Below are 25,956 nucleotides of genomic sequence, written 5' to 3'. Positions count from 1 at the left end.
TACACAAGACAGCGCAAGCGGAATGGTTCCGTCGTCAGCCGTTGCCGCGACGGCCCGATTCGAACAGGAACCAGACGCGCTTCTCGCTCTCGTCGATCCAGTTCTCCAGCAGGCTGGCGGTGGCGATGTCATTATGCTCGTCGCATAGGTCGTGCGCCTCGCGCATCCGGCCGATCAGTTCGCCATTGTCGTCGCGAAGCTCGGCCAGCATATCCAGCGGATCGACATAGTCCGCATCGTTGTCGGCGATCCGCGATTCCTTCGCGATCTGACCGATGGAGCGCAGCGTCGTCCCCCCGATCTTGCGCGCCCGCTCGGCCATCGGATCCGTCATGGCAAGAATTTCCGCCGACTGCTCGTCCAGCAGCAGGTGATAGTCCCGGAAATGCGGCCCCGACACGTGCCAGTGGAAGTTCTTGGTCTTGATGTAGAGCGCGAACGTATCGGCCAACAGCGCGGTCAGCGCGGCGGAAATATCCCGCGTCGCCTCTTCCGACAGGCTGGTGGGCGTTCTCAACGGCGCCAAGCGCTTCTCACGGGCGGTGACCATTCTCGTTCTCCTCAGCAATGATCCGCCGTCTAGCTAGGAAACGAACAGGCCGAACGGAAGCCCCATTCCTGACAAGCCTTCGTTTGCTCCCCTGCGCAAAAGCGAAACCGACTATCCGGCCGGCCCTCCACTGGTTGGAGATGAAGATTGGTCAAGTTGAACGAGCCGATACCCAATGCCGGGCTCGGTCACCAGCATGACCGGCTGGGCCGGGTCCGTCTCCAGCTTATGCCGCAATTGGCCCACGACGACCCGCAGATATTGCACGTCGTCGGCATGGCCGGCGCCCCATATGGCCTTCAGCAGATCGGCGTGGCCCAGCACCTTGCCGGCGTTGCGTGCGAGGTAGGCCAGGACGTCGTATTCCTTGGGGCGCAGCTTCACCCGTTCGCCGGCGCGGGTGACGATGCGACGGTCCAGGTCGATCACCACATCGCCCGCCGTGATCATGCCCCCGACAACCGGCGTCAGCGCGCCCTGGCGCAGGCCGGCACGGATGCGTGCCAGCAGTTCGCCGACGCCGAACGGCTTTTCGACATAGTCGTTGGCGCCCAGGTCCAGGGCCGTGATCTTCTCGGCCTCGCGGTCACGGGCGGACAGGACGATGATCGGCCCCGGATAGAATTCCCGCGCGCGGGTCAGCACATCCTTGCCGTCCATATCGGGCAGTCCCAGGTCCAGAACCACGGCGTCGGGGCTCCACAGGGCGATGGCGCGCAGGCCCTCCTGCCCGCTGTCGGCGCGGCGGGGTTCGTAGCCGGCGGCGTCCAGGGCGGGCGCCAGGAAACGATGGATCTGGGGTTCGTCGTCGATGACCAGAACCTGGGGGCGAACGGCGGACATCACAGCAGATCCGGGTGGGTGGCGATGGATTTGGGCAGGCGGATCAGGATGCGGGTTCCGCGTCTGCCGTCGGCGTCGTCCTGGATCGGGCTGGCGGCGGCGATGCGGCCGCGCATGGCCTCGACGAAGCCCTTGGCGATGGCCAGGCCCAGGCCCGCCCCTTTCGCGCGGTCGGTCGGCTCCTCCATGCGGCGGAACTTGTCGAACACCCGTTCCAGCTCGGCGGTCGGAATGCCGCGCCCCTGATCTTCGATGGAGATGACGACGGCGCCGCGATCCTCATAAGCCGCCAGTTCGATGGTCGTGCCGTCGGGACTGTAGGCGATGGCGTTCTCGAGGATGTTGACCACCGCCTGTTCTAGCAGGCCCGGATCGGCCTCGACCAGGCTGAGCTGGGCCGGGAAGTCGCGCGTGACCTTGCGCCGGCCCAGGCGACGCGATACGCGGTCGGCGGCAGTGTTCAGGATGTCGCGCACATCGGTCCAGTCCGTGCGGACGTTCAGCCCCCCACCCTCCAGCCGCGTCATGTCCAGCAAATCCCCGACATAGCGCGACAGGCGTTCGGCCTCCTCGCGGATGCTGAGCAGCAGGTCGTCTCGGACCTCGGGCTTCAGGGTCGCGCCATAGTCGATCAGGGTCGTCGCCGAGCCCAGGACGGTGGACAGGGGCGTGCGCAGGTCGTGGCTGACCGAGTTCATCAGGGCGGCGCGGAAACGATCGGCGCGGCGCAGGGTCTCGGTCTCCAGCGCCTGCCCGGCCAGATCGGCCCGCTCCAGCGCCACGGCGCCCTGATCCAGCAAGGCCATGGCCAGACGTTCTTCGTCCGAGCCCGCCGCCACGGCCGAGGCGTCTATGCCCGCCACGCCCGCCCGGCCGCGCACGCCCTGAAGGGGCTGAAACCGCCAATGGGTCTGCGGCAGGGTGCCGGTGCCGTGGCCCGTGACCTCGCCGTGGGTCCAGGCCCAGCGGGCGGCGGCCATGGCGTCGGGGGCCAGGGTTACGCCCTCGGGGCTGGCGGCGGTCAGGACGATGTCCTCGCCGTCCGGAAGAAGGACGACGGCGCCCGCGCCGGCGGCGGCCGAGGCCTGTTCGGCCAGGCTGCGGGCCGTGGTCGCGCGATCCTGACCGGCCGACAGGGTCTGGCTGGCGGCCAGCAGGGCCGAAACGGCGGCGGCGCGACGCTGGGCCGCCCTGGCCTGTTCGCGCACCCGCCCCGCCAGGGCGCCCGTGCCGAGGGCCACGCCCCAGAACAGGATCAGGGTCAGAACATCCGTCGGCGAACCGATCAGGAAGCTGTAGCGCGGCTGGAGGAACAGGAAGTTGTAGGTCAGGAAGGCCAGAGTCGCCGCCGCCAGAGCGGGCCTGAGCCCGTTCAGCACCCCGGCCGCCACCACCGCCGCCAGATAGATGACGCCCAGATCGACCCGCTCGAACCGGGCGTCCAGCAACAGGGCCGCCCCTGTCGCCGCCAGCACGAACCCCGCCCCGACCGGATAGCCGCGCCAGTCCAGCGCCGCCCGGACGCCCGACCGGGTCGGGGGATCGGGTGCGGTCAGATCGCCCTCGGTCACCACGTGGACAGCGACTCCTTGCGCTTTGCGCAGCAGTTCGGTCGCCAGGGCCCGGCCGGTCCATTCGGCGAACCGCCCGCCGCGCGTTTTGCCGATGACGATCTGGGTGACGTTGTTGCGATGGGCGTGATCCAGCACGGCGCGCACCACATCGTCGCCGCTGATGGTGACGGGCCGTCCGCCCAACTGCTCCGCCAGCTTGAAGGCTTCGGACAACCGTCCTGCCGACCGCGCGTCGGCGCGCGATCCGCTGGGCCGTTCGACGTGGGCCACCGACCAGGGGGCGTCCATCATCATGTCCGACATCCGCCGCCCGGTCCGCACCAGGGAGGCGGTCATCGCGTCGCCGCCGACCAGGACCAGGATCCGCTCGTTAGCCGCCCACGGCCCCGACACGCCCCGCTCGCGCAGGTGTGACAGCAGTTGATCGTCCACCGTCTGGGCCGCGCGGCGCAGGGCCAGTTCGCGCAGGGCCGTCAGATTCTCGATCCTGAAGAAGTTCTCGGACGCGACCCGCGCCGTCTCGGGCACATAGACCTTGCCCTCGGCCAGACGCGCCCGCAGGTCCTCGGGCGTGATGTCGATGACCTCGATGTCGTCGGCGCCGGTCAGTACGCTGTCGGGCACGGCCTCGCGCTGGCGAACCCCGGTGATGCGCAGAATGACGTCGGACAAGCTTTCCAGATGCTGGATGTTCAGCGTGGTCCAGACGTCGATGCCGGCGTCGCGCAGTTCCTCCACATCCTGCCAGCGCTTGGGATGGCGCGAACCGGGCGCGTTGGAATGGGCGTATTCGTCCACCAACAGCAGTTCGGGCCGCCGCGCCAGGGCGCCGTCGAGGTCGAACTCCATCAAGGCGCGGTCGCGGTGTTCGATGGGCGCGCGCGGCATGACGTCCAGCCCGCGCAGCAGGCTCATCGTCTCCTTGCGGCCGTGGGTCTCGACCACGCCGACGACGACATCCAGCCCCTCGGCCTTTCGGCGGCGCGCGGCGCGCAGCATCTCATAAGTCTTGCCCACGCCGGGCGACATGCCCAGAAACACCTTCAGCCGCCCGCGCTTGCGGCGCGGAGCGGCTGAAGGGCCGGGCGTGGTTTCGCTCGACGTCTCGGGCAATCAGCCCTCCGCGCCGAAGCGGGCGTCCAGCGCGCGGTTGGTCATCAGGACATTGACGTGCGGCTGGCCGATGAAGCCCAGGAAGGCCCCCTCGATGTGCGCCTCGATGATGCTCTGGACCTGCTGCACGGGAACGCCTCTGGCGCGGGCGATCCGCGCGGCCTGAAGTCGAGCGTAGGCCGGGGACACGTCCGGGTCGAGACCGGAACCCGAGGTCGTCACCGCATCGGCGGGGATGATCCCCGGCCCGTCCTCGGCGCGGATCGCCCTGGCGCTTTCGGCGACGCGGGCGGCCAGGTCCGGGTTCAGCGGCCCCAGGTTCGAGCCGGACGAGGCGGCGGCGTCATAGCCCTTGCCCGCCGCCGAAGGGCGGGGGTGCAAATAGGCGGCGCCCGCGAAGGGCTGACCGATCAGGACCGAGCCGACGATCTGGCCTCGTCCATCGCGCACCAGACTGCCGTCGGCCTGATCGGGGAAGACCGCCTGTGCGATCCCGGTGACCGCCAGCGGATAGGCCAGGCCCAGCAGCAGGGTGAACAGGGCCATCATGACGACGGCCGGACGAAGTTGATTGACCATGATCGTCGCCTCAGAAGGCGGCTTTCAGCGTGGCAGCGGCGCGCGCGCCATAGCCCTCGCCGAAGCCGTGCTGGTCGGTGTCGTGATAGCGCACGTCCAGCGCCAGATTGCGGGTCAGCTGATAGGCCGCGCCCAGGTTCCAGGTCGTATAGTCCAGGTCCGAAGACACCCACTGACGACCGACCGCGCCGGATATCGTCCACTTGTCGGCGGGGCGGACGGCGCCGTTGATCTCGGCATAGGTCGCCTGATCCTCGGCCGCGCCGAAGAAATCCGGCGAATGATAGACTGCGGCGCCCAGGGTTGCGGGACCGACGGCGCGCGAGGCCGCAGCCTTCAGCTCGACATAGTCATAGTCCGCGCCCTCGGGCTGACCGGGGTAGAGATAGCCGACCACGCCGAAGTCCAGCGCATAGCCGGCGACCTCGGGCCGATAGCCGGCGTAGAGATCGACCTCGGCGTCCGTGCTGTCGCCGAAATCGACGTTGGAGGCCCAGGCGCCGGCGTAGAATCCTTCTTTCGTCAGATCGACGCCCGCCGATATCGCGGGCTTTTCCTGCGTTTGGCTGACGCCGCGGAAAACGTAGTCGGAGGTGACGGAGACGTTTGCCGACACGTCCTGAGCCCTGGCTTCGCTGCACAGGCCAAGGCCGGAAAGGCCCAAGATGCAGGCGGCGGCGAACCAGGCGTCGTTGCGGCCCGTGGCCCTTGAGAGAGGTTTACGCATGAGGATGTCCTTGGAAACGCGCATCAGGCCAGGCCGAGCGCGGAGATGAGAAGGTCGATCAGCTTGATGCCGACGAAGGGCGCGATCAGGCCGCCCAGGCCGTAGATCAGCAGGTTGCGACCCAGCAGGGCGCCGGCGCCGATGGCCCGGTATCTGACGCCCTTCAGCGCCAGCGGGATCAGGGCGACGATGACCAGGGCGTTGAAGATGACCGCCGACAGGATGGCGCTCTCGGGGCTGTGCAGCCGCATGATGTTCAGCGCGCCCAGCGACGGCAGGGCCACCACGAACATCGCCGGGATGATGGCGAAATATTTGGCCACGTCGTTGGCGACCGAGAAGGTGGTCAGGGCGCCGCGCGTGATCAGCAACTGCTTGCCGACCTCGACGATCTCGATGACCTTGGTCGGGTCGCTGTCCAGATCGACCATATTGCCCGCCTCGCGCGCGGCCTGGGCCCCGGTCTGCATGGCCACGCCGACATCGGCCTGAGCGAGCGCAGGCGCGTCATTGGCGCCGTCGCCGCACATGGCGACCAGACGGCCCTTGGCCTGTTCGGCCTTGATCAGGCGCATCTTGTCCTCGGGCGTGGCCTCCGCCAGGAAGTCGTCCACCCCAGCTTCCGAGGCGATGGCCGCCGCCGTGACCGGATTGTCGCCGGTGATCATGACGGTGCGCAGCCCCATCCGGCGCAGGTCGGCGAAGCGCGCCTTCACCCCCGGCTTGACCACGTCCTTCAGGTGGATGACGCCGGCCAGGACGCCGTTCTGGGTGACAGCCAGAGGGGTGCCCCCCGAACGGGCGATCCTGTCCACCGCCTGACGGAACTCGGCCGGAGCCGCGCCGTCGGCCAGGCCCAGGTCCTTGAGCACCGCATCGACCGCGCCCTTGCGCCAGCTGTCCTTGCCGACGTCCAGGCCCGACTGGCGGGTGACGGCGGTGAAGGGGATGGCGACGGCGCCGACCGGCTGATCGACCGAGACGCCGGCGTTGCGGCCCAGTTCGACGATGGAGCGACCTTCCGGGGTCTCGTCGGCCAGGGACGCCATGACGGCGGCGGCCAGGGCGGCTTCGGGACGGACGCCCGGAACCGGGATGACCTCGGTCGCCATGCGGTTGCCGAAGGTGATGGTGCCGGTCTTGTCGAGCAGCAGGGTGTCGACGTCGCCCGCCGCCTCGACCGCCCGGCCCGAGGTGGCCAGGACGTTCACCTTCAACAGCCGGTCCATGCCCGCGATGCCGACGGCGGACAGCAGCCCCCCGATCGTGGTCGGGATCAGGGTGATGAACAGGGCGCCCAGGACCATCGGGTCCAGATCGACGCCGGAATAGGCGCCCAGGCCCACCAGGGTAACGACCGCGATCAGGAAGATCAGGGTCAGGCCGGCCAGCAGCACGGCCAGGGCCAGTTCGTTCGGCGTCTTTCGACGGTCCGCGCCCTCGACCATGGCGATCATGCGGTCCAGGAAGGTCGAGCCTGGCTTTGCGGTGATGCGCACCTTGATCCAGTCCGAGACGACGGTGGTACCGCCGGTCACGGCCGAGCGGTCGCCGCCGCTTTCGCGGATCACCGGGGCGCTTTCGCCGGTGATGGCCGCCTCGTTGACCGAGGCGACGCCCTCGACGATCTCGCCGTCCGAGGCGATCACGTCGCCGGCCTCGACCAGGATGATCGAGCCGACCTCAAGCTCCGACGCATTGGTCGGGACCACCGTGCCGGTCGCGGGGTCGACGATCAGCTTGGCCTTGGTCGTGACGCGGGTGGCGCGCAAGGAATCGGCCGCCGCCTTGCCCCGCCCCTCGGCGACGCTCTCGGCGACATTGGCGAACAGGACCGTGGCCCACAGCCACAGGGCCAGTTGCACCGCAAATCCGGCCGACTGTCCGCTCGCGATGGCCGCGGCCGCCGAGATGGTGGACAGCAGCGCCACGATCCAGGTGGTGAAGATGACCGGGTTCTTGATCAGTTTGACGGGGTTCAGCTTGACCACCGCATCGCCCACGGCGCGACCGATCATCGCCCCGGAGAGCCCGCCCGCGAGGGGCGACGCACGGCCGCCCTCGCGGGGATCGAGAGTGAGTTGTGTCATGTCAGGATGTCCGGGGGATCAGGCGCCGGCGACCGCCGCCAGCACCTGGAAGTGCTCGACGATCGGTCCCAGCGCGAGGGCGGGCAGGAACTGCAGTCCGCCGAGGATGAGGATCACGCCGATCAGCAAACCGATGAACAGGCCGCTGTCGGTGGGCAGGGCGCCGACGCTGGGCGCCAGCTTGGGCTTGGCGACCAGACTGCCGGCGATGGCCAGGACGGCGACGGCCGGTATGAACCGCCCGAACAGCATGGCCAGGCCCAGGGTCGTGTTCCACCAGGGCGTATTGGCGCTCAGGCCCGCGAAGGCCGACCCATTGTTCGCCGCCGCCGAGGTGTAGGCGTAAAGCATCTCCGACAGGCCGTGCGATCCCTTGTTCAGCAGACCGGCCAGGGCGGTGGGGAAGACGGCCGCGATCGCCGTGAAGCCCAGTATGGCCAGCGGCAGGATCAGCACCGCGATCATGGCGAACTGGATCTCGCGCGCCTCGATCTTCTTGCCCAGATATTCCGGGGTGCGCCCGACCATCAGGCCGGCGACGAAGACCGACAGCAGGGCCATGACCACCATGATGGCGATGCCCGACCCTACGCCGCCGGGCAGGATCTCGCCCAGCTGCATCAGGAACATTTGCAACCCGCCGCCCAACGGCATGAAGCTGGCGTGCATGGCGTTGACCGAGCCATTGGAGGCCCCGGTCGTCACGACGGACCAGACGGTCGAGGCGGGGGCGCCGAAGCGAACCTCCTTGCCCTCCATGTTCACGGAGGCGTCCACCTGGGCCGCGACCAGGGACGGCGGTGCTTGCGTCTCGATCACATACATGGCGGCCGAGGAGACGCTCAGCAGGATCAGCGCCGCCGTCGCCAGGGCCCTGATGTCGCGTCCCGCCAGCGCCGTGCGACCAAAGGCGAAGAAGGCGGCCCAACCCATGACGTTGATCGCCACGGCGGTCAGCAGATTGGTGATGGCGTTCGGGTTCTCGAACGGATGGGCGCCGTTGACGTTGAAGACGCCGCCGCCGTTGATGCCCAGCTGTTTGATCGCCACCTGGCTGGCGGCCGGGAACAGCGGCAAGGTCTGCGACCCGCCCTCGACGCCGACGGCGTGGACATTGGCCGTCAGGCTCTGAACCACGCCCAGCCCCGCCAGGGCGACCGCCAGGATCAGGGCGGCGGGCAAGAGGAAATAGAGGGTGTTCCGCGTCAGATCGGCCCAGAAGTTGCCGACCCCCTCGCCGCGATGGGCCACGAAGGCCCGCGCCAGGGCGGCGGCGATGGTCGCCCCGGTCGCGGCCGAGACGAAGTTCTGCACCGTCAGACCGACCATCTGCGTAAAGGTCGACATCGTCGCCTCCCCGCCATAGCTCTGCCAGTTGGTGTTGGTCACGAAGCTGACGGCGGTGTTGAAGGCCAGGTGCGGCGAGACGCCCGCGAACCCCTGCGGGTTCATCGGCAGCATGCCCTGCAGCCGCAGGATCGCATACAGCAGCACAAAGCCCGCCAGGTTGAAGGCCAGCAGCGCCCCGGCATAGCCCAGCCAGCCCTGGCTGCGTTTCGGATCGACGCCAGCGGCGCCATAGAAGACAGCCTCGACCGGCTTCAGCACCGGGTCCAGCCAGGTCCGCTCGCCGTTCCAGACGCGCGACATGTAAATGCCGATGGGCCAGCCGAGCAGAACGGCCAGCCCAAGGGTCAGGGCGATCTCGCCCCATCCTTGAATGTTCATGAGTTTCGTCCCGGTCCGTCAGAACCGCTCGGGCCGCAGCAGGGCCGCGACCATATAGACGGCGACGACCACCGCCCCCGCCCCCCAGAGCATGGCGATCATCGTCATACCCGCTTCAACGCAACGGCCAGGGCCGCAAAGACGACGAACGCCCCCGCCCCTGTCGCCAGAAAAACCACATCGGCCAAGCCGGCCTCCTCAAGCTCAGATGAAGCGTGAAAAGATCACGGGCGGCCGTAACGGCGCGATGTGGATTCCTGGCCCGGGCATAAAGAAAATATAAAAGCCGGGGCCGGTCGACGAAACATGAAAAGCCTACGCTCCACCGGGACCGGAGGCTTGAGAAGTCACCGCAAGCGGGACGACTATTTCAGCCGCCGTAGCCCCGGCCGCCGCCGCCGAAGCCGCCGCGCGAGACGACGGTGGTGCGGCTCTGGACCCGCGTCGGGGCCTGGCGGGCGACATCGCCATGCTCGCGCGCATTGGTCAGGGTCTTGCCGGTGCGATAGTCGCGGTAGGCGTAGCCTCCGCCGTAGCCGTTCGACAGCCGACCCTCTCGGTCGCGATACAGCGGCCCGCCGCCGCGATAGCCGCCGCCGTTCAGCATCTGGCCGACGATGAAGCCGGTCAGCAGCGGCGTGAAGAAGGAGCCGCCGTTATTGTTCGGCTGGCATTGAGACGGTCCCCACTGACCTTCGCATTCCTCGCGCGTAGCATAACGGGGGGCGGTCTTGGCGGCCTCCTGCTGAGCCTTGGTCAGGGCGGCGTCGCATTCGTTGTCGGGAATGTCGTTGGCGGCCTTGCATTCGTCCAGCGACTGATAGGCCAGGGTCGGTTCAGGCTCGGGCGCCGGGACCCGCTGGGGCGAGCCGCAGGCGGCCAGCGAGAAGCTGGCGGTCGCCATCAGGCTGCTGACGTGCAGGACGCGCGACCGCTTCAGCCGGCGCATGGTGTCGGTCTTGGGAAGATCGGTCATGGGTTCACGACGTCATGCAGGCAGCGTTGAGCAAGCCGACGCAGATGGAGATGGAGGCCAGATAGACGGCTGCGGCGATCTCGCCCGCCTCGATACGAACGACCAGATTGCGGAAGGCCATGCGGCTGATGGTGACGAACACCACGATCTGGATCACGCCGGCCAGCAAGGCCCAGGCGGCGAACTCCATCAGGCTGACGGTGTGCGACAGGGCCGAGGCCAGCGGCAGGACATAGCCGATCAGGGCGCCGCCCAGCGCGATGGCGGCGGCCGTGTTGCCTTGGCGGATCAGCGTATGTTCGTGATAGGGCGTGACCCACTGGTAGATCAGCTTGAAGGCCAGGGTGAAGGCGCCGGCCATGGCGAAGGCGATCAGAAAGGCGATCGCACCCTGCTGAAAAATGAACCAGTCGAACATCGGTCTTGCCCCCTCGGATTGCGCGCTCAGGCGCGGAACTCGGCCAATTCCAGCGGAATGCCGATCATGATTTCGTGCGTGGTGTCGCCGCCGTCGGGCTGCTGCTCGAGCGCCAGCATCAGTTCGCGCCCGCCGCCCAGTTCCCGTGCATACAACATGCAGGTCTGGAAAATCCTGGCATAGGGCGTGGTCGCCGCGCGATCGTCCCAGATCGTCTCCCACAAGGTGACCGGCGGCTGGATGGCGTCACTCTCGGCGAACCAGAAGCGGGGATAGTCAGGCAGGTCCTCGGCCGCGCCATGAAAGACCGGCGCCGACAGCCGGTCGCGCCAGATGCGGCGTTCGCGCTCGCCCGGCGGATAGGCCGAGGTCCAGGGCGCGAACAGGCTGAAATCATAGCTTTCCAACCCCGCCTCGTCGTCGCTCATGGCCTGAAGCATGACGTGGTCGTCGGTATAGAAGCGATGAACGAACTGACCGCTGTCCAGACTGACCAACCCTTGCGCCGAGATGTCCAGCACGTCGCGATCCAGGCTGAACTGCGTCTCCCCGCCCAGCCGGCGCCAGGCCAGCGGGTCCAGCGACACGGTGCGCCCCACGGTGATGTTGCGCACCGTCGCCAGCCGATTGGCGGGCCCAGTCTTCTCCGACGATCCGAAAAGCTTCTTGAACATGGGCGACTATCTAGGCCCGATCCACGCCGACGGCGAGTGGACAGCGACGATGCGACCGAATGAGGCGGTTCATGGCGCAACATTCCCTCCGATCTTGCGTCAAGTCAAGCGTTCATGTTACGTGTTTCATGTAACGCCATGCCGAACGACACATCGCCCTCCTCCGCCGCCAACGACCGCATCCGTGCGTGGCGACAGGCGCGTCGCGAGGCGGGCCTGGTCAAGCTGGAGCTTTGGGTGCCGGCCTCCGCCCGCGACGACGTAAAGGCGGCCGTCCGCGCCATCGTTACCGATTCCACACGCGGACCCGCCCTTGCCGGCCGGCCGCGCCGCACCACTTCCGATTCCATCACCTCTGGAGACGACCATCATATGGACGCCGTGATCGAGACCCCCTGGACCGTGCCCGCCATCAAGGCGGCGCTGGACGGCTCCGCCCTGTTGCGCGACGGCGAAATGACCCTGCGCGTGGTCGAGGGCGCCGAGCCCGTTCTGCTGGCGACCATGCATGAATACGGCGACCTGCCGGTCTATCTCAGCGTCGGCGGGGCGCAGATCGTCTGTTCGGTGCTTCTGTGGCCCGTGTCGGAACAGGCGGACCGTCACGCCTTCAACGAGTTCCTGCTGAAGGCCCAGCGTGTGGTGCCCCTGTCCAACTTCGCCATCACCAACGTTGGCGGCGAGGATGTGTACGAATTGATGGGCGAACTCTCTTGCAAGACGACGCTGCAGACCATCCTCATCGAATTGCGCACCCTGGCCGAGAATGCGATCGACGCCACCGAACTGCGTGAAACCTTCGGCGCCGACGCCGCCTGATCCCGGAAGACCGACCATGTCCATGCTCAGAAAACTGTCCGCCCTGTTTCGGGGCTCGGCCCATGACGCGGCCCAGGGCGTCGTCGACGCCAACGCGCTGAAGATTCTCGACCAGGAAATCCGCGACGCCGACAACGCTCAGGGCAAGGCGCGCGACGACCTGGCCGGCCTGGTGGCGCGCCGCCGGATGGCCGAGAACGAAGTTGCATCTTTCAGGGACCAGATCGCCAAATACGAAAGCTCGGCCCGCACCGCCCTGGGTCAGGGCAAGACCGATCTGGCGCGCGAAGTCGCCGGCCGCATCGCCGAGCTGGAGGTCGAAATCAACAGCCGTGGTCCGCTGATCGAGGACATGAAGACGGCCGAGACGCGCCTGCGCACCGCCATCGCCTCGACCGACCAGAAGATCGAGACGCTTCGTCGCGAGATCGACATCGTCAAGGTCAACGATTCCGTCCAGCGCGCCCAGACCTCCGTCGCCCTGAACTCGGCCGGCGCCCAGTCGCGCATCGGCTCGGCCGCTGACAGCCTGCAGCGCATCAAGCAGCGCCAGGCGATCCAGGAAGAGAAGCTGAACGCCAGCCAGGCGCTGGAGGATCGCCGCACCGGCGCGGACCTGGACGCGAAGCTGCGCGAGGCCGGCATCCTGCCCGGCCATTCGTCGGCCGACGACGTCCTGGCCCGCCTCAGCCAGCCGGACGTAACCGTGGTCACGCCGCGCATCGGCCAATCCACGCCCGATAAAGACCCGGCCTGATCCATGGAGCGTCTGCGCTTCGATCCCCGCACCGACTGGGACGCCAAGGCCGAGGAACTCGGCTTCACCTGGCGCCACACCGACGGCAAACCGTACTGGGACGAGACGGCGGCCTACGCCTTCTCGCTGGCCGAGATCGAGGACGGGATCGAGGCGCCGACCGAGGAACTGCACGGCCTGTGCCTGAAACTGGTCGACGAGGCCGTCCAGTCCGAGCGACTGATGGAGCAGCTCGATATTCCCGAGGCCATGCGGGACTATGTGGCCGACAGCTGGAAGCGGGGCGATCAGTCCCTCTATGGCCGTTTCGACTTCGCCTATGACGGGACAGGTCCGGCCAAGCTGTATGAATACAACGCCGACACCCCGACCAGCATCTATGAGACGGCGGTGTTCCAGTGGCTGTGGCTGGAAGATCAGATCAAGGCCGGCGCCCTGCCCGCCGATGCGGATCAGTTCAACAGCCTGCACGAGAAGCTGGTCGACCGGTTCCGCGCCATCTTCCCGAACGGCGGCTTCGTGCATTTCGCCTCGGACGCCGATTTCGTCGAGGATCGCCAGACCGTGCGCTTCCTCGAAGACCTGGCCCAGCAGGCCGGGCTGGAGCCCCAGTTCGTCGCCATCGACCAGATCGGCCTGAACGCCGATGGACGGTTCGTGGACCACGACAACTGGATCATCCAGGCGATGTTCAAACTGTATCCGTGGGAGCAGATGCTGCGTGACGAATACGCCGCCCCCTTGCCCACCGCCGATGTGACGGTGTTGGAACCGGCGTGGAAGAGCATTCTGTCCAACAAGGCCATCCTGCCCCTGTTGTGGGAACGCCACGCGGGCCATCCCAACCTACTGGAAGCTTATTTCGAGGGCGATCCGGCCGAAAGCGCGCTGGGATCGTCCTATGTGCGCAAACCCCTGTTCTCGCGCGAGGGCGACAATGTCGAGCTGATCGACCAGGGCCAAAGCGCCGCCGAGGTTGTTGACGGCGGCTATGGCGAAGGCCGCTACATCCGCCAGGCCCTGCACAACCCGCCGAACTTCGACGGCAATCATGTGATCGTCGGGTCATGGGTAGTCGGAACCGAACCTGCCGGCATTAGCCTGCGCGAGGATGTGGGGCGCATCACCCGCAACACCTCCCGCTTCGTGCCTCATTTTATCCGCCAGTGAGACGGCGTCAGCGTAAACTCCGAGGCCGTCCTTCTAAGGATGCGGCATTAAAACCCGTTCAGCACCGACCCAGACGTCTGTCCTGACCGTGCAGGACGCCTGGGCGGGCTTCGGTCTGCAGGTCAGCCAGCAATTGGACTGCGGCCTGAGCATGTAACGCAGCCCCTATAGATCTGGTTGGCGTGCTCGAAGCGCCGCCGTAGCGCCTAGGCGGCGACGGGTTCCGGCCTTTTTGACTTGCCGCTCGATTTGCTCGATCCCGTCAGCAAAGGAGGCTCGACCGATTATCTGCCCGTCTGAGACAGCCGCTACGACTACATCGCGACCAGTCTCTGTGTTCAGGATAGGATCGCCTCGAACACTTGAGGCCCATTGCCGAGTGCACGCGGCCGGAGGCGGTGAAGACCTACGCCTTCACCGCCCACTTCATCGGTCCGGGCGTCAGCAGCACCCACCGGCCGTTCTTAGCGTGGGCAGGGCTGACGCATCTGATCACGCCACACTGGTCGATCTACCGGAGTTGGCATGCTCCTCGAAAGCCGTGTTCGCGGCGTCGAGATCGAGGTCGCGGCCCGGCCGTTGGATGCCTAGACCTTGGTCGCCTGCTACGCTTTCGGCTTCAGTGAGAGCCGTTTTCACCGCGCACGACAGCCGGGGCGAGCGCCGTCGGAACGGCTGCGCCTCCGAGGGCCTGACGGACGTTCGAGGTCAACGCCCGCGTCCCCCTTCGGGGCTGCGAGGCGACGAAACCGGGTTGGCCCTTGATCCGCCGGGGAAGGGTTTGACGACATAATCGTTGGCGAAGATGTTGGGGGCGAACGGATAGTCGGTCGAGATGATCTGGGCGCCGCTGGCCAGGGCCGCGTCGCGCCGCGTCACATCGTTCGTGCGCGCCTCGCCGGTGTCGATGTCGGAACGGGTGCGCACCAGATAGCCGCGTGAAACCAGGTCGCGGATTTCGTCGCTGTGCGTCAGGACGTTGTCGATCATGACAAAGGCGGCGTGGGGCATGCCGGGCCGCCCCTGAACGAAGGCCATTCGCCCCTCCAGGTTCGGATGGCCCTCCATATAGGGCGCGAAGGTCGCCAGATTCAGACCCGGCACGATCATCAGGAAAACGATCTTGCCGCGCGCCGCCTCCAGCGTGGGCCAGCCGCCATCAAGCGCAGCGGCTTCCAGCGTCGCATGATCGCCGCGCACGTCGTCGGGCGTGATGACCCGCTCGCGTCCTATGATTTCCGCGATGGAGGCGTCCATCTCGGCGAAGGCGCGGGCGTCGAACGGATCGAGCGGCGTGGCGCCCGGCGCGAAGGCGGCCAGGCTTTGGAACTTCGGCTCCAGCAGGATGAACACCGGCGAATGCCCGGGATTGGCGTCCGACCAGGCCCGGACCTGTTGCAGACACAGTCGGAAGGTCGGACAGTGGCTGCGGAAATCCACGTCCACGGCGTGCATGACCTTCAGCCCCGGCTGGGCCAGAGCCTGATCGTAAAGGGGGGCCAGATCCTTAGCGCCCTGTTCGCGCAGGATGCGATAGGGCAGCGGATTGCTGAACCGCCCCCCCTCGTGGTCGACGTTCAGATCGAACTCCAGACTGCGCAGCCCCGCCCGCAGCTGCGCCTCGATCGGCGGATGGATATATTCCAGCCCGGACTGCAGATCCTCGAAGATCGCGTTGGGGTGCTCGTCGCGCAGCACCGCCATCGCCTCGGCGGGCAGGCTTGAGAATATGCGGTCCAGCATGGGCTGAAGCATGGGCTTCATCACCGAAAAGACCCGAGGGTCCGCCGGCTGGCTGTAACTGTTGTGCGTGCCGATCACTTGAATCTGGTTCAGGCGGGGCTGCGGCGTTTGCGCGGCGGCGGAGGCGGCGATGGCGATCGCCGCCAATGCGGCGGAGGCTGACAGAAGGGCTTTCATGACGCTCATCCCTCGATACGGAAGCGCAGGCCGAAGAAGCGCGGATTAGCGCGGATCGCCGTCGGCACGCCGAAACTCTTGCCGCCGTTGCCCACATCGCGGACCCAGTCCTGATCGAACAGGTTCTCGCCATACAGTTCGATGCGCAGACCGTCCTGGCGCTCCACGCCCACGCGCAGATCGAACAGGCCGAACGCCTTCTGCATCTCCGTCTCGAGGTTGTCGTTGTTCATGTAGAATTTGGACCGCCAGGCGTAGTTGCCGTTCGCGAACACCTCCCAGCCGGACGCCACCGGCCGGCGCCAATCGGCGCCTATCGAGGCGGTGTGTTTCGGCGCCATTCTGAAGACGTTGCCCGAACGGTCGGTCAGCACCCCGCCGACGACTTCATAGAATTCGTCATACTGGCTGTGCAGATAGGCGTAGGCGGCCGTCAGCTTGAGGTCAGGCGAAACCCGCCAGGTCGTATTGGTCTCAAGCCCATAGGCCGAAGCCTTGCCCGCATTGACGGTGCCGACCGTGATGTCGATCGCGCGGGTCTGGAAGTCGTTGTAGTCGTAGGTGAAGGCGGCCGCTTCGAAATACAGGTTGCGGCCCAGATTGCCCTTGGCGCCGATCTCGTAGTTGACGATCTCTTCGGTCTTCAGTTCGCTGTAGATCGGCCGTGCAGACCCCGCGAGCGGCGCCGCGAAGCTCACCTGCGGATAGCCTGAACGCAGTCCGCGCGACACGCCGGCATAGGCGTTGACTGCGTCCGTCACCCGCCACGTCACCGAGGCGCGCGGCTGGACCAGATTGTATTCGCCGGTGTTGGAGAACGCCTGCCCGAAGGAATTGCCCAGACCATTGGGCAGGGCGATGGGCGCAACGCCGTCGATCGTCGACACCCGGGCCGAGTTGCTGACCGTGGCCTGATCGTAGGTGTAGCGCAGGCCCACATCCAGGGTCAGTCGCGGCGCCAGATCATAGCTGACATTGCCATAGGCGGACCAACTGTCGCGGTCATTGCGGGTGGAGTTGAGATTGGTGACGCCCTTCGTCACCGGCAGGAACACGGCCGGCGCCACCTGAAGCCGGGTGACGGGCGTGGTGGCTTTCGGGAAACCCGCCAGCAGCAGCTGTTCGTTCAAGGTCAGATCGACCAGATTATAGGTCTTGTCGTTGTAGTAGCTGACGCCGAAGGCGGTGCGGAAGCGACCACCGTCGTCGTAGTTCAGGCGCAGTTCCTGGCTGAGAATCTTCTGGTCGTCGGCCAGGTTGCGGCCGATGGCGAACTCATAAGAAGTACCGTCGATATCCCACGACTCCTCGAAATCGACCTTGCGCCAGGCGCTGATGGAGCGAACGCTCCAGGCGTCGTTGACGTCCCACTGGCCGATCAGGGTCGCGCCGGTCTGGCTGCGATGCTGGGGCGGGTCGTAATAGTTCTGGGCCGCGTCGCTGAACGGATTGGTGTCTCCGCCGGGCGAGGCGATATTGATCGCCTTGGTCATAGCCGCGGCGTCGGCGTCGGTTTGATGATCGATAATCAGGTCGAAAAAGGCGTTCGGCGTCGCCAGCCAACGCAGCGAAGCCCGCGCGGCCCACAGGTCGTCGTCGTTCAACATCCGGCCATCGACGATGTTGCGGGCATAGCCGTCACGCTCGCGCCGGCGCACGGCGACACGCAGCCCCAGCTCGTCCTGGACGATCGGCACGTTCAGAACGCCCGTCACCCCATAGAGGTTGTAGTTGCCGAGCTGACCTTCCATCGACCAAGCCGTTTCCGATGGATCGGCGCGACGGGTATAGACGGCGATGGCGCCGGTCTGTGATCCACGGCCATACAGGGCCCCTTGCGGCCCCTTGGCGATCTCGACCCGCTCGATATCGAACAGCTCCTTCAGCGCGCCGCGCGACCGGCTGGTGTCGACATCGTTAAGAAAGAACGAGATGCCCGGCTCCGACGCCGCGCCCGCACTGGCCGCCTCGACGCCGCGCATGACGAAACTGGCCGAACTGTCCGTCTGCTGCTGCACGAAGAAGCCCGGCGTGCGCAGAGACAGCCGCTCGAAATCGGTCAGATTCTCGCGATCCAGGGCTTCGGCGCCGAAGGCGACGATGGAGATGGGCACATCCTTCAAGCGCTGCTCGCGCTTTTGAGCCGTGACGATCACCTCGTCGACGACGCTCGCCTGTCCGGCGCCGACGTCTTGAGCGAACGCTTGTTCAGCCGCCAGGCCGCTGACGCCGCACATGAGAAGAAGACGGAACGCCGCCTGAGAAAACCGGAACGACACTTGAAAAACCCCCTGCTGGACAACCACGCGGGGGGCTTATGACGGGCGATGATGACGCCAACATAACACTTGTACGAAACTTGACGCCGACACGACGGCACAAACCCGAAAAGTGCGAACGGTTGTTCAGCCTCTCAGATTGACCAGCAGCCAGGATCGCAGAGCGTCGAACCTGTTTTCGCCATCCACGCTGCTCAGGGCGGCGGCGCCGATGCCGGCAAGGGCCGCCACCTGCCCATCCAGACCGTCGACATGAATCCAGCCTTCTTCCCGCAGAGTGTGGACGTAGTTTTCTCCGCGCAGACGTCGCAAGTCGATCGCCTGCGCCGCCAGGGTCTCGTTTCTCGCCGCGGCCAGGGCGAAGTAGAGCGTGCCGCGAACGACGACGGCCCCCCTTCGCTCGAACGAATCCGGCGCGGGCGCGGGCGCCCGGCCCTGGGCCACCAGATAGACCATGGCGAGCGCCGAGCGCGTCAGGTCCGCAGCCGCTCGAAAATGGTAGGCGACCGTCGAACCGGGAATGCCGGCCCGTTCGCCAACGGCCCTGTGGGTGACGCCGTCCACACCCTCGTCCAGCAGGAGGCCGCACGCCGCCAGGGCGATATCGTGCCGGCGGCCGTGCGCCTGCAGATCTGAAACCCGGTCTCGTCCTGGCAGATCCAGACCGGGATCCAGACGCTCGACCAGACCGGAAAAGGCGCGTGCGAGCGGGCCGCGCCGCGCAGGGTCCAGTCGATGAGAAAGCCGCTCCACCGCCAGGCGACGCAGCATCCGGTAATCCGCATCGTGACCCAGGGCCAGGCTATGGACGCCCTCGTCGACGGTGTAGGCCAAGCTGGCAAGCCCCCACATCGCGGCGTCCGCGATGCGGCCCTCGAACAGGTCCGACCAGAAGGCCCGTCTCTCCAGAAACCACGGCCGCATCAACGCCTGGAGGTCGCCATCCTGCGGCGCCCGCAACAGCAGGTCCGTCCAGATCATTTGCGTCAATCGCGCGTCGTCGCGCGAGATCGCTTCCAGATAATGCTCCAGCAGTGTCGCAACCGCGGTCGCATCCAGCCGATCCAGCGCCGTGAACCGCGCCAACCAGGCCCCGTGCCAGGCGCGATCCCGCGCTCTTTCGGCTTCAACGACATCCGACAGGATTTGGGCCTTGGCGCCGAGGTGATAGGTCAGGGCGCCGGCGGTCGTGCCTGCCGCCTCGCCCAATCGGCGAAAGCTCATCGAGCGCAGGCCGCCCATGGCCAACTCGCGACGCGCCGCCTCCATCATCCGCTCCGACGCCGGCGGCGACGAGGAAGGACGCAAATCGGGATCAGACGCCATGGTTTCCGCCGAAAGTCAGTGCGCAGGCTCGCGAACCAGGGCGGTATTAGGCGGCCAAGGGTGGAGCGAAAAGCCCCGCCTGCGCCTTACGCCGCTCTCGATGCACGCCATGACACGGCGATGAGGGCGCAGATCGCCGCACCGAACATGGGCGAGCCCGCGATCAGCAGCAGCAGCCCGTCCGTATCGGCCGCCCGATAGTCGAACCGCCCCAGCAACGCGCCCAGCCCCAGCGCGCTTACGGCCGGCGCCGTCTTGGACACCGCGGTCAGCGCGCCATAGATCAGCCCGACTTGGGCCCTTGGCCGCATCGCCGCCTCCTCGGCCGCCGTGGACCAGATCAACTGGTTCAGCCCTCCGCTGGCGATGCCGATGACGCCCGCCGCCGCCGTCGCGGCCCAAGGCGTCCGCGCCGCCAATCCGAAAGCCAGCGCGCCGGCCATCAGGGCCAGGCTCATTATCCCTAACGCCCTGCCCCGCTCCAGACTTGCAATCACCCGTTCCCACACCGGCTGGGACAGCATCACCCCGCACGCGCCGGCGATCGCCAGCGCGCCCGCCCATACAGGCGACCCCAGCACATAGGCGACGTAATAGGGTTCCAACTTTGCGAAGGCCGACACGGCCAAAAGAAAAGCGAACGCCATGCCGTAGAGCGGCGCAAGGGCGATCATCGCGGACCAGTCGCCCGACCGCACCCTCGTCTCGCGCGGCGAGGAAGAGGCGTTGTCCGACCATTGGCGGGAAAGCGCGTGCTGCAGCCACAGCGCCGTGCCCAGCCCGATGACCGTCATCGCCGCCCCCAGCCAGACGAACAGGGCCGCGCGTCGATCCGCACCCGAGAACGCCTCGGAAGCGAGAACAGGCAGGATCGCCGCAGCCAACAGCAGCGCCGCCAGACCGCTTGTCGCCACCCTCAGGGCCGCGACCCGCGACCTCGACCAGGCGTCCGTCGTGGCCAGGGTCATCAAGGCGTTTTGCGGCGTGTCATAAAGGCTGTAGGCCGCCCGAAACGTCAACAGGGTCGCGATCACCCAGCCCAACCGCACGTCGCCCGGCGCCAGCGGCGTCAAGAACAGCCCCACCAACGCCATGCTGGCCAGCACACATCCCACGACCTGCAAGACGGCGGCGGAGCGTGTAAACGACAACCGGCGTCGCAGGGTCCGGCCTATCACCACGTCGGTCGCGGCGCTGAGCAGCAGGCTGCCCGCCAGAACCCCTCCCATCATCAGCGGCGACAGTCCCGCGACCTCGGTCAGGAAGAACGCCAGCAACAGCGTTCCGCAGTTCCAGAACAGGCTCTTTCCGAAATGCGCGGCGCAATAGGCCAGCGTCAGCCCACGATCCCGACCAATGGAGCGCCTTTCCGCCGACATGCCCGCCCCGCCTCGGCCCTGCCGTCATCCAGAAACCGTACTGAGCGCACCCTTATTCCAAATAAATGATGGACGCATGACACCGAACGCCGTCGTCTTTGGTCAGCCTGTGCTCTTCAAAGTCATCTCCTGGCCCCATACAACCGCTGCGGCAGCACAGTCCTCGGCGGGTGGTAGGATCGCGATAGCGCACCGACTTGCGGTACGCCTCAATGACGGAGCAAACTCGTTTGAGCTCGCGAGACTGCAGTTCGATGTGTCGCGCAATAAATCTAGCTACATCAAGCCCAAGATGGTTTCCGCCGCCTTCAGGCTCTGCGGCAGTCCGATGTCGATGAAGGCGCCGGTCTTGATTTCGGCGCCGAGCAGGCCTTCGGCGCACAATGTTGGCAGCGTGTCTTTTTCCAGCGAGGCGCGGCCACGAACATCGGCGAAGGCGCCTCGCCTCAGACGATAGACGCCGCCGTTGATGACGCCGTACGGCAGGTCGGCGCGCGGGCGGATGGCGACGACGCGGCCGTCACGGATGTCGAGGGTTTCGTAGCGATCCGCCGGCGAAACGTCGCGCGCGGCGATCAAGCTGGAAAATCCGTCGGAAAGCCGCAGGCCGGACCAGTCGAAATCGAACCAGGTGTCGCCGTTGACCAGCAGAAAATCGTCGCGCAGCAGCGACGCGGCGTGGGCGACGGCGCCGGCCGTGTCGAGCGGTTCGGGCTCGATGGAAAGCTGCAACGGAACGCCGCGCCATGCCCCGGCATAGGCTTCGACCGCCTGATGCCGATAGCCGGCCAACAGGATCAACTCGTCGAACCCTTCGCGGACGGCCTTGTCCAGCAGGTGTTCGATGAAGGGTCGTCCGGCCACCGGCAACAGCGGCTTGGGCGTGTCGAGCGTCAGGTCGCCCAGGCGCGAACCCCGACCGCCGACCAGAAAGACCGCCTGCCCCGCGCTCATCGCGGCACGCTCCACGCCTCGGCGCCGTCCAGGGTGAACTTGACGGCGCTGGCCGCCCCGCCCGCCTCGTTCAGCGCCGCGGTCAGCCGATAGCGGTTTTCGGGATCGGTGCAGAACATCAGGAAGCCGCCGCCGCCCGCGCCCGACACCTTGCCGCCCCATGCGCCCTCGCGCAGCGCCAGGTCGAACAACTGATCGACCATGGGCGTGGCGATGCCCGAGGCCGTCATCTTCTTGGCCTCCCACGAGCGCATCAGCACGCGGGCGACGCGGCGCATGTCGCCTTCCAGCACAGCCTCCTTCATCGCCGTCGCGTCCTGTTTCAGGCGATGCATGCCGTCCAGAACGCCGACGTCCAGGTCGGTCAGCCCCCTCACCTGCTCGTTGATGATGGTTTCGGACCGCCGCGACTGGCCGGTGAAACAGACGACCAGCGAGGATTCCAGCTCGTTCAGATAGGCGCGACGGACGCGCAGCGGGTTCACGACCACCCGTTCCTCGGCCAGAAACTCGATGTAGTTCACGCCGCCGAAGGCCGCCGCATACTGGTCCTGCCGCCCGCCGGAAAGACCCAGTTCGACCCGCTCGATCCGATAGGCCAGACGCGCCACGTCATAGGGGCCGAGCGGCAGATCCAACGCCACCCGAAACGCCTCGACCAAGGCCACGACCAGGGCCGATGACGACCCAAGCCCTGAACCGGCCGGTGCGTCCGAAGTGGTGGAGACCGTCAAGGGCGGCGTCGCCCCGCCCAGCCAATGTTCGGCGACGTGACGATAGACCGCGCGGTGCAGCGCCAGATCACCCCCGTCGACTGGCGGCAAGACCGGGTCCATCACCTCCTCGACGCCGATGTCGCGCGCGCGGAAGGCAAGGCGGCCTTCAGGGTTCTGCTCGATGTGCGCGAAGGCGAAACGGTCGATGGTGGCGTTCAGAACCGCGCCGCCGAACTGATCGCAATAGGGCGACAGATCGGTGCCCCCGCCGGCCAGGCCGAGCCGCAGCGGCGCACGCGCCCGCACGCCCCAGTTCGGCGTCTGCCCAGCGCGCACCATCACAGGGGCGTTTCCACCATCTGGCGCGAGCCGGTTCGGTCGATGCCGTAGCGCAGACGCGGCATGTTCTGGCCGGCCATATAGGCCTCAAGCGCGGCGCCGTCGCCGGGCTGGAACAGCATCAGAAAGCCGCCGCCGCCCGCGCCGATCACTTTGCCCCCGGTCACCCCCATGTCCCGCTTCACATGGTCATACAGGTCATCGACGGCGGACCAGCTGATCTTGCCCGACAGCTTCTTCTTCTGGGTCCAGTGTTCGTCCAGCATCCGGCCCCAGCCGTCCAGATCACCCGCCGTCCAGGCGTCGCGGATGCGGTAGCCCAGATCCTTGATAAACCCCAGGCTGTCGCTGACCGTCTCGCGGCGCGGCGCGGCCTCGGACAACATGGCCGTGTGTTGGTCGGCCAGAACCACGGCGGCGTCGCGGCGCAGGCCGGTGTAATAGATGTGGGTGTGTGCAATGAAGGCCGCCTCGACCTCGGCGTCCAGATCGACCCGCTTGACCGCCACCTGCCCGTCCGGCGCGATGTCCAGCGTGGTCAGCCCGCCAAAGGCCGCCATATATTGGTCCTGCTTGCCGATGCCCTTGTTCAGGACGCGGATCTCCAGATCGCAGGCTTCCTCGGCCAGGGCCTGAGGCGACGGCTGCTGATCCTTCATGCCGTGCAGGGCGTTCAGGAAGCCGACCAGAAAGCTGGACGACGACCCCAGTCCCGTGCCGCCGGCGATGTCGGCCAGGGATGCGGTCTCCAGACGGTCGTCAAAGCCGTGCGCCATCAGGGCGGCGCGCACCAGTTCATGCTGCACCTCGGTCGCGCGCGGCGACACCTCGGGCTGGGGGCCATACACCACCACCCGGTCGTCGAAGGCCGGACGATGGGCGACGACGCGGATGTATTTGTCCAGCGCCATGGCGAAGATGAAGCCGCCGTCGTTGCGGTAATAGCTTTCCAGATCGGTGCCGCCCCCGCCCAGGGTGACGCGCAGCGGGGTGCGGGTTGTGATCATCGGGCGACGGCTCAAACGACCGGCGCGGCGACGGGTGCGATCTGCTCCCAGTGGCCCTTGTGCAGCGCCAGGGCCGGATGGGACACCAGCAGGTGCCAGACCACGGCGGCCAGACCCTCGACCAGCGGCGTGATCAGTTGCGGATCGACCGTCGGCACGATGACACAGGCGTCGGCGACCTGGGCCGTATAGCCGCCGTTGCGCCCGACGATCCCCGTGACCATGGCGCCGCGCGTCTTGGCCAGCTGGATCGCGCGCACGATGTTGGCGCTGACCGGCGGTTCGATGCTGCCGCCGCCGACCGAGAAGATCAGCAGGCCGTCTTCGGGCTTCAGGCGGCTAGTCTCCAGCCAGGTCGACAGGGTGCCTTCCCAGCCCTCGTCATTGATGCGGGCCGTCAGTTCCGAGACATTGTCGGTCGGGCAGTAGGCCTCGAAGCCGCAGATTTTGCGGAAATCGTTTGTGGCGTGGCTGGCGTGGCCCGCGCTGCCGCCGACGCCGATCAGGAACAGGCGTCCGCCGCGCTCGCGCACCTCGGCAAGGCGCTGGGCCATGGCTTCGACGGCGTTGCGGTCGATGGCGGCCATGGCCTTTTCGGCGGCGGCGAAGAAATGATCGACGAACATGGGGTTTCAGTCCTGAAAGGCGGGCGCCGGCTCGACCGGCGTGGTTTGAAGAATCCAGGCCACGGCCTGGCGAAGATCGGCGGCGACCACATCGGCCCCGGCCTGGCTGTTGTAGGGTCGCGTCAGCAGTACGGTTCGCGCGCCGGCGGCGCGGCCGCAGGCGATGTCGCGGTCCATGTCCCCAACCATCCAGCTGTCGGCCAGATCGATGTCCCAGCGTGCGGCCAGGTCCAGCAGCATTCCGGCCTTGGGCTTGCGGCAATCGCACAGGTCGGCGTTGTCGTGCAGACAGGCCCGCACCTCGTCCACCGGCACGGACTGGACCAGGGCGGCGTGGATGGCGTCCAGCGCCTCGGCGCTCATCTTGCCGCGTCGCACGTCGGGCTGATTGGTGACGACGAAGGTCAGATAGCCCGCCTCCATCAGCGCCCGCACGGCCTCGGCCGCCCCGTCCGCAATCCGCAGCTCATCCACGGTGCGCGGGGACGCCGGCTTGCCGTCGCGCCACACCACGTCGTTCAGAACGCCGTCGCGGTCCAGGAAAATGGCGGGCCGACCGGGCATGACTACAGGGTGAATCCCGCCGCCACCGCATCGGCGCGGAACATGGCCACGGTGTCCAGCGACAGGGCGTCCAGGTCCTTGCCCGCCATATCCAGTTTCTTGAGGATGTCCGGCGTGGCGGTGATGATGTGGCAACCGCATTCGGCCGCCTGGAAGACGTTCAGCACTTCGCGGGTCGAGGCCCACAATACTTCGGCCAGCGGCTTGCGTGCTGCCATGGCCACGGCGGCCCGCATGACAGGAACGGGATCGACGCCTGTGTCGGCGATCCGCCCGGCGAAGACCGATAGGATGGCGGGGGTGTCGTCGGCAAGGATTTCGATGGCCTCGGCCACCTGTTCCAGCGTCAGCATGGCGGTGATGTTGAGCTTCACGCCGTCAGCGGCCAGAGCCTTGGCCATCGGCAGGCTGGACTGGCCCTTCGTGTTGGTGATCGGGATCTTCACATAGACATTGTCGCCCCAGCTGGCGATCAGGCGGGCTTGTCGCTCCATCTCGACGAAATCGTCGGAAAAGACCTCGAACGACAACGGCATGTCGGGGATCAGCGCGATCAGTTGCCCGGCGAACTGGGCGTAATCCTTGACGCCCGCCTTGAACATCAGGGTCGGATTGGTCGTGAAGCCCGTCACCATCCCCTGCGCATGAAGGCGCGAGAAGTCGGCCAGACTGGCCCCATCTCCGAACAGCTTCAGCCCCTCGATGGACGGCATCGGCGCGGCCTTCGAGACGATGGGGCGATCGACCTGGGTCAGCATGGGGGGAATCCTTCGGAAAACGGTTCGGCCCTGCATCGTCCAAGATGCGTGCCGTAGGCCGACTGTATCG

The 25,956-nt window shown here is 66.9% G+C and carries 24 protein-coding genes; 3 read left to right on the top strand and 21 right to left on the bottom strand.

From position 1 onward, the window contains the following. Positions 1–34: 34 nt before the first annotated feature. The 11 genes from B3Z70_RS09815 to B3Z70_RS09765 all read right to left on the bottom strand — a co-directional run bounded on the left by B3Z70_RS09815 (position 35) and on the right by B3Z70_RS09765 (position 11,272). Positions 35–550 (bottom strand): Dps family protein, encoded by a 516-nt coding sequence (locus B3Z70_RS09815; RefSeq protein WP_292045424.1) that lies wholly within the window; start codon positions 548–550, stop codon positions 35–37. A gap of 111 nt (positions 551–661) precedes the next feature. Continuing rightward, complete coding sequence (locus tag B3Z70_RS09810; RefSeq protein WP_292045423.1) at positions 662–1,393, bottom strand: response regulator; 732 nt, start codon at positions 1,391–1,393, stop codon at positions 662–664. Beyond that, positions 1,393–4,080 carry a sensor histidine kinase gene (locus tag B3Z70_RS09805; protein WP_292045421.1) on the bottom strand — a complete coding sequence of 896 codons (2,688 nt, stop codon included), beginning with the start codon at positions 4,078–4,080 and terminating at the stop codon, positions 1,393–1,395. Before B3Z70_RS09805 ends, B3Z70_RS09810 begins: the two co-directional genes overlap by 1 nt. Then, positions 4,081–4,659, bottom strand: coding sequence for a K(+)-transporting ATPase subunit C (gene kdpC, locus B3Z70_RS09800; RefSeq protein ID WP_292019682.1), 579 nt, complete (start codon positions 4,657–4,659; stop codon positions 4,081–4,083). A 10-nt stretch (positions 4,660–4,669) separates the two neighbouring features. Then, positions 4,670–5,386, bottom strand: coding sequence for a TorF family putative porin (locus B3Z70_RS09795; protein ID WP_292019684.1), 717 nt, complete (start codon positions 5,384–5,386; stop codon positions 4,670–4,672). A gap of 23 nt (positions 5,387–5,409) precedes the next feature. Next, the gene (gene kdpB, locus B3Z70_RS09790; protein ID WP_292019686.1) at positions 5,410–7,476 is read right to left on the bottom strand and encodes a potassium-transporting ATPase subunit KdpB; all 2,067 of its coding nucleotides are present in this window, start codon (positions 7,474–7,476) and stop codon (positions 5,410–5,412) included. An 18-nt stretch (positions 7,477–7,494) separates the two neighbouring features. Then, positions 7,495–9,204: a potassium-transporting ATPase subunit KdpA gene (gene kdpA, locus B3Z70_RS09785; protein WP_292019688.1), complete on the bottom strand. Its 1,710-nt coding sequence runs from the start codon at positions 9,202–9,204 to the stop codon at positions 7,495–7,497. An 18-nt stretch (positions 9,205–9,222) separates the two neighbouring features. After that, entirely contained in the window at positions 9,223–9,312 is a 90-nt protein-coding gene (locus B3Z70_RS09780) for a potassium-transporting ATPase subunit F (RefSeq protein ID WP_196066341.1), read from the bottom strand. Positions 9,313–9,574: 262 nt separating this feature from the next. Continuing rightward, positions 9,575–10,180, bottom strand: coding sequence for a DUF1190 domain-containing protein (locus B3Z70_RS09775; protein WP_292019690.1), 606 nt, complete (start codon positions 10,178–10,180; stop codon positions 9,575–9,577). Positions 10,181–10,184: 4 nt separating this feature from the next. After that, a complete protein-coding gene (locus tag B3Z70_RS09770; protein WP_292019692.1) occupies positions 10,185–10,598 on the bottom strand; it encodes a DUF350 domain-containing protein in 414 nt (137 codons plus the stop codon). Positions 10,599–10,624: 26 nt separating this feature from the next. Continuing rightward, positions 10,625–11,272, bottom strand: a complete 648-nt coding sequence (locus tag B3Z70_RS09765) for a DUF2491 family protein (RefSeq protein WP_292019693.1) — start codon at positions 11,270–11,272, stop codon at positions 10,625–10,627. Between the two features lie 138 nt (positions 11,273–11,410). Here B3Z70_RS09765 and B3Z70_RS09760 point away from each other — a divergent pair, with 138 nt between their 5' ends. Genes B3Z70_RS09760 through B3Z70_RS09750 form a run of 3 tightly spaced genes read left to right on the top strand, consistent with a single transcriptional unit; the run spans position 11,411 to position 14,018 of the window. After that, positions 11,411–12,091 (top strand): YjfI family protein, encoded by a 681-nt coding sequence (locus B3Z70_RS09760; protein ID WP_292019696.1) that lies wholly within the window; start codon positions 11,411–11,413, stop codon positions 12,089–12,091. Between the two features lie 16 nt (positions 12,092–12,107). Then, complete coding sequence (locus B3Z70_RS09755) at positions 12,108–12,848, top strand: PspA/IM30 family protein (RefSeq protein WP_292019698.1); 741 nt, start codon at positions 12,108–12,110, stop codon at positions 12,846–12,848. A 3-nt stretch (positions 12,849–12,851) separates the two neighbouring features. Continuing rightward, positions 12,852–14,018, top strand: a complete 1,167-nt coding sequence (locus tag B3Z70_RS09750) for a glutathionylspermidine synthase family protein (RefSeq protein WP_292045418.1) — start codon at positions 12,852–12,854, stop codon at positions 14,016–14,018. A 708-nt stretch (positions 14,019–14,726) separates the two neighbouring features. Here the strand turns inward: B3Z70_RS09750 and B3Z70_RS09745 are convergent. The 10 genes from B3Z70_RS09745 to B3Z70_RS09700 all read right to left on the bottom strand — a co-directional run bounded on the left by B3Z70_RS09745 (position 14,727) and on the right by B3Z70_RS09700 (position 25,886). Continuing rightward, complete coding sequence (locus tag B3Z70_RS09745) at positions 14,727–15,938, bottom strand: Ca2+-dependent phosphoinositide-specific phospholipase C (RefSeq protein WP_292019703.1); 1,212 nt, start codon at positions 15,936–15,938, stop codon at positions 14,727–14,729. A gap of 5 nt (positions 15,939–15,943) precedes the next feature. Continuing rightward, positions 15,944–18,175 (bottom strand): TonB-dependent receptor, encoded by a 2,232-nt coding sequence (locus tag B3Z70_RS09740; protein WP_292045416.1) that lies wholly within the window; start codon positions 18,173–18,175, stop codon positions 15,944–15,946. A 168-nt stretch (positions 18,176–18,343) separates the two neighbouring features. After that, a complete protein-coding gene (locus B3Z70_RS09735; protein WP_292019705.1) occupies positions 18,344–19,543 on the bottom strand; it encodes a TetR family transcriptional regulator in 1,200 nt (399 codons plus the stop codon). 86 nt (positions 19,544–19,629) lie between these two features. Next, positions 19,630–20,922, bottom strand: coding sequence for an MFS transporter (locus B3Z70_RS09730; protein ID WP_292019707.1), 1,293 nt, complete (start codon positions 20,920–20,922; stop codon positions 19,630–19,632). Between the two features lie 276 nt (positions 20,923–21,198). Further along, positions 21,199–21,876 carry a sugar phosphate nucleotidyltransferase gene (locus B3Z70_RS09725; protein WP_292019709.1) on the bottom strand — a complete coding sequence of 226 codons (678 nt, stop codon included), beginning with the start codon at positions 21,874–21,876 and terminating at the stop codon, positions 21,199–21,201. Continuing rightward, positions 21,873–22,931: a dehydrogenase gene (locus B3Z70_RS09720; protein WP_292019711.1), complete on the bottom strand. Its 1,059-nt coding sequence runs from the start codon at positions 22,929–22,931 to the stop codon at positions 21,873–21,875. The genes B3Z70_RS09725 and B3Z70_RS09720 overlap by 4 nt, the downstream gene beginning before the upstream one ends. Next, positions 22,931–23,938, bottom strand: a complete 1,008-nt coding sequence (locus B3Z70_RS09715; protein WP_292019712.1) for a hypothetical protein — start codon at positions 23,936–23,938, stop codon at positions 22,931–22,933. The genes B3Z70_RS09720 and B3Z70_RS09715 overlap by 1 nt, the downstream gene beginning before the upstream one ends. 11 nt (positions 23,939–23,949) lie before the next feature. Then, entirely contained in the window at positions 23,950–24,564 is a 615-nt protein-coding gene (locus B3Z70_RS09710) for an SIS domain-containing protein (RefSeq protein ID WP_292019714.1), read from the bottom strand. Positions 24,565–24,570: 6 nt separating this feature from the next. Continuing rightward, entirely contained in the window at positions 24,571–25,128 is a 558-nt protein-coding gene (locus B3Z70_RS09705) for a D-glycero-alpha-D-manno-heptose-1,7-bisphosphate 7-phosphatase (protein ID WP_292019716.1), read from the bottom strand. Between the two features lie 2 nt (positions 25,129–25,130). Continuing rightward, positions 25,131–25,886, bottom strand: coding sequence for a transaldolase (locus B3Z70_RS09700; RefSeq protein WP_292019718.1), 756 nt, complete (start codon positions 25,884–25,886; stop codon positions 25,131–25,133). Between the last annotated feature and the right edge of the window lie 70 nt (positions 25,887–25,956).

Source organism: Brevundimonas sp. UBA6550 (genome assembly GCF_002434505.1).
Lineage (GTDB): Bacteria > Pseudomonadota > Alphaproteobacteria > Caulobacterales > Caulobacteraceae > Brevundimonas.
Note: the sequence above shows the minus strand (reverse complement) of the source record. Positions and strands in the feature narration are given on the sequence as shown.